Here is a 7,407-nt window from a genome sequence, read left to right as displayed (position 1 = left end):
CGCGGGCATACGCGTCCTGGCGCATTTCATGGAGCGCACCGGCCCCTACGGCGGCAATGGCAACAGCAAGCACAAAGCTGCTGGCCACGAAAAGATTGAGGGATTTAAAGTTCACTTTTTGGCGCGGGCCAAGGTTATCCGGTTGCATGTTCGGGGTTGTCACTCCGCCCAGGCTCGAGCGCGCCGATTGTACGCGCCCAAATACACGTGCCACGCAGGCGCGTCAGGAGGAGGGCATACGTCAAGTGGTGGCGCTCGAAGGCAGTTGCAGGGGTTGCGCACCCAATTCTCGATGGACCTGGAGCGCACCCGCGAGCGGTCGCGGTGGCCCGGGAGCGGGGCACGCGCGCTGCTCGAGATCGATCAGGAACGAACCGTGGCCGTAGCCAGCGCCGAGAGCGCGCTTGGCACTGGAGCGCGAACTCGCCAATGCCGGTATCAAGGCGCTACCACGTCGGGCCGCCGGCTCACGCTGCTGCGACATCGCCACATCAATGCGGCCCTCGTCCAGCAGGTTTAGCAGGCGGGCGCTGGCGTCCCCACGCGAATTCCACGCAAAGGGTCGGCTGGAGGCGCCACAGGGCCGGCAGCGCGCACGTCAGTAGCGGTACCGCGCTCTTCGTTTCGAACCCTTATTCGTCTCGCGAGGCAGCGCTTTGCGCGTTTCCGATATACGTTAAAAATGGGGATTGCCGCCGGTTGCCTTGGATGGCTGTTCCCGTGTTTTGGGGCGAGCGAGGGCAGTACTGCTTCTAGGCGGCTCTTCAGAATACCGGCAGGCGTCTTCCGCGAAAATGGGCAGAAGTTGGGCAAAGGCCGCGGTTAGACGCAGCAGAATGCGCTGCGCTAGAACAGGGCGGTGCTAGAGAGCCGCAGGCGCGCAAAACCCCGCGCTGGTGATGGCGTGTCAAATTGCGTAATCACCGGGCTCCACGCCGCTCTGCTTGAGGTCGAGCGACTTAACGAGCGCGCTCCATTGCTCGTTGTCGAATTCCTCCCCAGCGATATCGGCCTCGTTGCGCTCGTCGTAATCAACAAACGTAACGAGGTAGTAGCCGGGCAGATAGTCGTCGTCCCCCATCCCGTCTTCTGCTGGGTCAAACACGTCGAGGACGATGAATGCGTCTCCCTGGTCGTTTTGCCAGACAGAGTGCAATGCGGGTTTTTCGAGCGCCAAGACGAATTCCTTCTCTGTTGATCGGGTCGATCCGCATCAGAACGGGCCGTGGCGCAACGCCGTTCTGCGCTAGTTGCCGATGCGGTGGAAACGCATCATAGCGCGCCGTATCGAACGTCTGAATATCGAGCATCGGGTGTTGTGATGGGGGGCGCGGCGCGAAAATGACAACCGAACCCGTCTCTCGTAGTTTTTCTGAATGATTTTACATAATAGTCTGCGTGCTTTATGCGTCATATTTTGGTTTGATCGCACGCCCGGATTTAATAGTCCTGTTGCGCACCGGCTCCCTTCCCGATATTGCGCGGCTCGCGCACGGCACCAGTCCTTCAGGCCATGATGCGCGCGGCGTCCGGGCGCGCCCACCAGCGATGCCCACCCACGGCTTCGAGGAACGCATCGTGCTGGGCGCTCGCGTCCTTCTTGCCCACCACCAGGCCCGGCCCCGCAAAGCCGCCCTCTATACCGGCGGCGCGCGCGGCTGCCGCAACCAGCACGGCGCCAGCGCCGCCGGCGCCGACCGGCTTGTAGTGCTTGTAGGCCTCGCAGATAAAGAGCAGGGCAGCCGGTTCGGCCTGCAGCGCGCTGACATCGCCATCGGGCACGTACACGGCGTCGAACAGCACCGAACCCACGGACGGCAGCGCGTGATCGACCAGCACGGCCTTGCCTTCCGCTGAGGTGACGCCATTGGCGCGCGGGCCGATCACCTTGGCGGACGCCCCGGCTGCCGCGGCGCGCGTCTTGAGCGAGTCCACCGCCGCGCCGCTGACGCCGTCCGCCACCAGCACGGCAATCTTGCGGCCCCGGATGTTCCCCTTGGACTGGGACGCCAGGCTCAACGCGGGCGAAGCCGCGATACCGTAGTCATCGATCTCGACCGGCTCGCCCACGGACTCCACCTCAATGCCAAGCTTGCTGGCCACGCCGCTGGCCAGCTCGGGCGCGATATGGGCCAACTGGCCGACCACGCGGGCACGGATGGCGGGGATCTCGACCTTGGAGAGCTCGAACGTGTAGGCATCGACGATCTGGGCCTTCTCGGTGTCGGACTGGCTGCGCCAGAACAGGTTGGCCTGCGAGAAATGATCGGAAAAAGTCTCGCTGCGCCGGCGTACCTTGGCAGCGCCTTCGGCGGCGGCTTCCGCGTAGCCCAGATGCGCATCGGTGTCGCCCGCCAGGAACGGGCAGCCGCCACCCACCGCGTTGGGCTGGTAACTGGAGCGGCCCTTCACCACGGTCTGGCGCATCAAGCCGTCGCGCTGGTTGTTGTGCACCGGGCACAACGGCCGGTTGATCGGCAACTCGTGGAAGTTGGGCCCGCCAAGCCGTGTGAGCTGGGTATCCAGGTAGGAGAACAGTCGGCCTTGCAGCAGCGGATCGTTGGTGAAATCCAGGCCCGGCACCAGATGCCCGGGGTGGAATGCCACTTGCTCGGTCTCGGCGAAAAAGTTGTCCGGGTTGCGGTTCAGCACCATCTTGCCTACGCGGCGCACCGGCACCAGCTCCTCGGGGATCAGCTTGGTCGGGTCGAGCAGGTCGAAACCGAACTGGTGCTCATCTTCCTCGGGCACCAGTTGCACGCCCAGTTCGTACTCAGGGAAGGCGCCGTTCTCGATGGATTCCCACAGGTCGCGCCGGTGGAAGTCCGGGTCCTTGCCATTGATCTTGAGCGCTTCGTCCCACACCAGGGAATGGGCGCCCAGCACCGGCTTCCAGTGGAACTTGACGAAGGTGGCGCGGCCTTGCGCATTGATCAGCCGGAAGGTATGCACGCCAAAGCCTTCCATGGTGCGGAAGCTGCGCGGCAGGGCGCGCCCGGACATGGTCCACAACACCATGTGCATGGATTCCGGCTGCAGCGACACGAAGTCCCAGAAGGTGTCGTGCGCCGAGGCGGCTTGCGGAATCTCATTGTGCGGCTCGGGCTTGACCGCGTGGATGAAGTCCGGGAACTTGATGGCGTCCTGGATAAAGAACACCGGCATATTGTTGCCGACCAGGTCGTAGTTGCCCTGCCGCGTATAGAACTTCACGGCAAATCCGCGCACATCGCGCGCCAGGTCCGCGGATCCGCGCGAACCCGCTACCGTGGAGAAGCGTACGAACACCGGTGTCTGCGCGCCGGTGCGTTGCAGGAAGTCAGCGGTTGTGTAGTCGGCCAGCGATTCGTGCAGCTCGAAATAGCCGTGCGCGGCGGCGCCGCGCGCATGGACCACGCGCTCGGGAATGCGCTCATGGTCGAAGTGGGTGATTTTCTCGCGCAGCAGGAAATCTTCCAGCAAGGTCGGCCCACGCGCGCCCAGCTGCAGCGAGTTGTCGTCTTCGCCAATCGGCATGCCCTGGTTGGTGGTCAGCACGCGGTCTTCGTTGGAAACCACATTGCCGACCGTGTCGGACCCCAGCACTTTCGGCTGGGGAGACAGCCGCTCCTTCACGGCGCGGTCATATGCGGCATCCGCGCCGGTAACCACGCGGCTTGCGGTCTGCGTCACGTCGCTGGTCGAGACACCCGTGACTGTGTCCGGCGCGGCACCGCTGCCGGCGGGCGTGGGCTGCCTGGCACCGTTGCCGCCGGATTTGCAGTTGGAAGGCCTCGGGGACGAAGTCTTTTTGGAAGCAGGCGTCTTTGGCATGGTGAATCCTGGAAAGAGGGTCGGCAAGAACAAACAGGAAGGCCTCATCCAGGCAGATAGCGTGCCAGCGCCGCTGCGGTATCCGAAAGATGCCCTGACGGCGGCCTGGCGCGCGCACTTGCGCCTTTGCCCGCCTGCGGCTTCTGCGCTTTCTCCGCGTGGCACGACACGCGCAATTTTCAGCGAGATGTAATTTGTGCAACTTAAACCTTATTCGTCTCGCGAGGCGGCGCTATGCCCGTTTCGGATACACGCTAAAAAGGGGGCGGGTTGCCTCCGGTGGCATTGGATGCGGATTCCGTGTTTTGGCGAAGCGAGGATAGTGCCGCTTCTAGAGCGTACACGCTGATGGGTGCCATTCAGCACAAAGAGCGACACTTTACGCAATTTTGCCGGCTTCTTCGTACAACATGTTCGCAAAATTGGCCGACAGCCCAGTTTGCCATTAGCGCGGATACGCATCTAAGATGCATTTCCCCAATCGTCCGCCAATGCTGCCATACTGCTTGACCGACTCACACAAGCCGCCGCCGAGCGCGCCGAACGCGCCATGACGCGCAGGCGGCGCGTCACACACACAGCCTGCGCGCCACATCAGGCGGTCAGCAATGAATGCGGCGAGCAGCGCACGCTGTTGAGTTTTTGCAGCAACGATTACCTGGGGCTGGCCAACCATCCCACCGTTATCTCCGCCTTTGCCGAGGGCGCTTACCGCTATGGCGCGGGCAGCGGTGCCTCCCACGTGGTTAACGGGCACTCGCTGGCCCACGACCATCTGGAGAACGAGTTGGCGCGGTGGATGGATTCACATATCCCCGAGGCGCAGGCGCTCTATTTCTGTAGCGGCTACATGGCAAACATGGCGGTGCTGAGCGCGTTGGGCACGGCCGGCGCTACCCTGTTCTGCGACAAGCTCAACCATGCCTCGCTGATCGACGGGGCGCTTCTGGCGCGCGCCCATGTCAAACGCTACCCGCATGGCGACACCACTGCACTGGCGAGACTGCTGGCCGGTAGCGACAGCCCCCTCAAGCTGATCGTAACCGACAGCGTATTCAGCATGGATGGCGACCTTGCCCCGCTGGTCGAATTGCTGGCATTAGCCGAATGCCACGATGCCTGGATCGTGGTCGACGACGCCCACGGCTTTGGCGTGCTGGGGGAGAGCGGTCGCGGCGGCCTGGAGCACCTGGGACTGGCCTCCGAACGCTTCATCTACATCGGCACGCTGGGCAAGGCCGCCGGCGTAGCGGGCGCCTTCGTGGCGGCGCACCCAACCATCGTGGAGCATTTGGTCAATGTGGCGCGGCCCTATATCTACACTACGGCCGCGCCGCCGGCCGCAGCGCATGCGCTGCTGGCCAGCCTGGCGCTAATCGCGGGCGAGGAGGGACGCCGGCGCCGGGCCCATATGGCGCAACTTATTGGACAGCTGCGAGCAGGCCTGGAAACATTACAGGCCTGCCATGCGGAGGCCGGCTGGCGGCTGGTCGATAGCGATACCCCTATCCAACCACTGATCGTAGGAGGCAATGCCGCTGCCATGGCCCTCTCCGCCGCGCTGGAAGCCGATGGCATCCGCGTCACGGCCATCCGGCCGCCAACGGTGCCCGAAGGCACGGCGCGCCTGCGTGTCGCGCTCTCGGCAGCGCACACCGCGGGCGACATAGCGCGCTTGCTGGACAGCCTGTCTGCCGTGCTGATGCAGCGGGATGCGGCATGAGCGCGCCAGCCCGCTTCGCCACACTCGCCAGGCTCGGAATGTGCTCCCAAGGACCATCAGCATGAGTACGACAATGCTAAGCACGGAGGCCGTGGCGCATGCGGAAGCGGTGATCGGGAAGCCAGTTCCCTGTCGCCCATTTGTTAACGCCACATTCTTGCGCGATCCTTATCCTCTCTACCGCGAGCTGCGTGAGGCTGGCCCTATCCATTGGAGCGAGGAGTTCTTCAGCGGCGCCTGGTTGCTGACAAGGCACGAAGACGTCGAGGCCGTGCTGCGCGATCCCCTCTACTCAGCGCGGCGCACGGGTGGCTGGGTGATGCGTGGCAGCGAGGAATCGCGCCAGGCGCTCTGTCCCTTTCAGCGCCTGTTCAGCCGGGCGATGTTATTTCTCGACGCACCGGATCATACGCGGCTGAGGCATGTGCTCAGTGCCGGCTTCCGGCCGTCAGCCCTACGCGCCAGCGCAGGCGCGATCGAGCACATGGTGGCCGGATTGATGAATGGCATTGACGAAGCGGGGCAGTTTGATTTCATGGAGAGGATTGCCAGACCGCTCCCGGCAATGGTGATTGCACGCCTGCTCGGCATGGACGCGGAAGACCAGCCTGAATTCCTGGCCTGGTCCGAGGATCTGGCCGCCTTCATCGGCGCACTGGACCCTGATCCGGCTCTAAAACGACGAGCGCAGGTTAGCTTGCTCAAGATGTGTGCCGCCTTCGAGGCAACGCTCGAGCGACGCCGGGCGCAAGGGGCAAAGGTGCCGGACGCAGCAGGCGACGATCTGATCGGACACCTGCTGCGAGCCGAGGCCAGTGGCGAGGTGGTGTCCGGGGCCGAACTATTGGCGCAATGCGCCATGCTGCTGTTCGCGGGACATGAGACGACGCGCAATCTACTCGGCAATGGACTGTATGCCTTGCTGAGCCATCCGGATCAATGGCGGCGCCTGCAGCGGACTCCCGAGTTGCTGCCGAATGCCTTGCGCGAGCTATTGCGCTACGAGAGTCCGGTCCAATACACAGGGCGGCGGGTCACCACGGACGTGGTCCTCCATGGGCGCCGGCTGCGGCGCGGGGAGTTAGTGGTCCCCCTGATCGGCGCTGCCAATCGCGATCCGGCGCGCTACAGCAACCCGGACAGCCTGAATATCTCCCGGGGGGAGGGCTCCCACTTGTCGTTCGGACATGGCCCGCATTTCTGCATTGGCGCCGCGCTGACGTTGATGGAGGCGGAGATTGCGTTTCGGGCGCTGTTGGCCCGCTGGCCCAGGCTAGAACTCCTGGATACAACTCCGCGCTGGACCGGGAACCCCGTCTATCGGGGGCTCGCTAGTCTGCAGGTACGCTGCCGGCCCTTGACGCACACAATGGGCGTGAGCTGAAACGGTCCAGAGTGGTAGATAGGGGGAGCCTAATCCAGCTTAATTCGCACGTCTTTTGCAACTTGCCGATACTGTGCGATCGCGGCACGCACGCGCTGGCGGAAATCCTCGGCGCGCCCATGCCGGGGTAATCGAATGGAAGGGACTTCCACCGAGTAGCAATCTGCGCAGGCTTGCGCGTTGCTGCCAACCCCAAGACCGCGGCTGGATATCGAGCGCTGGGCAGTCGCTGCCTGCAGGCTTTCGCAGTTGTCGGGGTCCCATTCAAACCAATGGGATCGCCGCACTCATTGTTATTTGCAATAATTTAACATAATAAACGTTATGTGCCCAAGCGATGTCAGGGCTAAGTTGTAATGTCCGTTTATAGCCAAGTTCAAATGTCCGAGTTTGCCAAGCGTAATCTGAGCGGTTTCCAGTCTACTGGAGGCTGCCATGGCACCGGACACCATCACCCTGACCATGCGGCAAATCGATCGATTGAAGA

At 63.3% G+C, this 7,407-nt stretch carries 5 protein-coding genes; 3 read left to right on the top strand and 2 right to left on the bottom strand.

The features are described from left to right. Nucleotides 1-907: 907 nt before the first annotated feature. A complete protein-coding gene (locus AC1DS6_RS41990; protein ID WP_441635328.1) occupies nucleotides 908-1,177 on the bottom strand; it encodes a hypothetical protein in 270 nt (89 codons plus the stop codon). A gap of 329 nt (nucleotides 1,178-1,506) precedes the next feature. After that, nucleotides 1,507-3,672, bottom strand: a complete 2,166-nt coding sequence (locus AC1DS6_RS41985; protein WP_477104730.1) for a catalase — start codon at nucleotides 3,670-3,672, stop codon at nucleotides 1,507-1,509. A 19-nt stretch (nucleotides 3,673-3,691) separates the two neighbouring features. Between AC1DS6_RS41985 and AC1DS6_RS41980 the strand changes: the two genes are divergently transcribed. The 3 genes from AC1DS6_RS41980 (at nucleotide 3,692) to AC1DS6_RS41970 (ending at nucleotide 6,920) form a co-directional block, all read left to right on the top strand. After that, nucleotides 3,692-4,006 (top strand): hypothetical protein, encoded by a 315-nt coding sequence (locus AC1DS6_RS41980; protein WP_477104729.1) that lies wholly within the window; start codon nucleotides 3,692-3,694, stop codon nucleotides 4,004-4,006. Nucleotides 4,007-4,312: 306 nt separating this feature from the next. Further along, entirely contained in the window at nucleotides 4,313-5,536 is a 1,224-nt protein-coding gene (bioF, locus tag AC1DS6_RS41975; protein ID WP_477104731.1) for an 8-amino-7-oxononanoate synthase, read from the top strand. A gap of 61 nt (nucleotides 5,537-5,597) precedes the next feature. Further along, nucleotides 5,598-6,920 carry a cytochrome P450 gene (locus AC1DS6_RS41970; RefSeq protein ID WP_477104728.1) on the top strand — a complete coding sequence of 441 codons (1,323 nt, stop codon included), beginning with the start codon at nucleotides 5,598-5,600 and terminating at the stop codon, nucleotides 6,918-6,920. Nucleotides 6,921-7,407 lie beyond the last annotated feature (487 nt).

The organism is Cupriavidus sp. 05L310, assembly GCF_056398185.1.
Note: the sequence above shows the minus strand (reverse complement) of the source record. Positions and strands in the feature narration are given on the sequence as shown.

Excerpts from the sequence above, each read along its gene's own strand:
- AC1DS6_RS41970 (WP_477104728.1), top strand. The coding sequence starts at position 5,598 with ATGAGTACGACAATGCTAAGCACGGAGGCCGTGGCGCATGCGGAAGCG.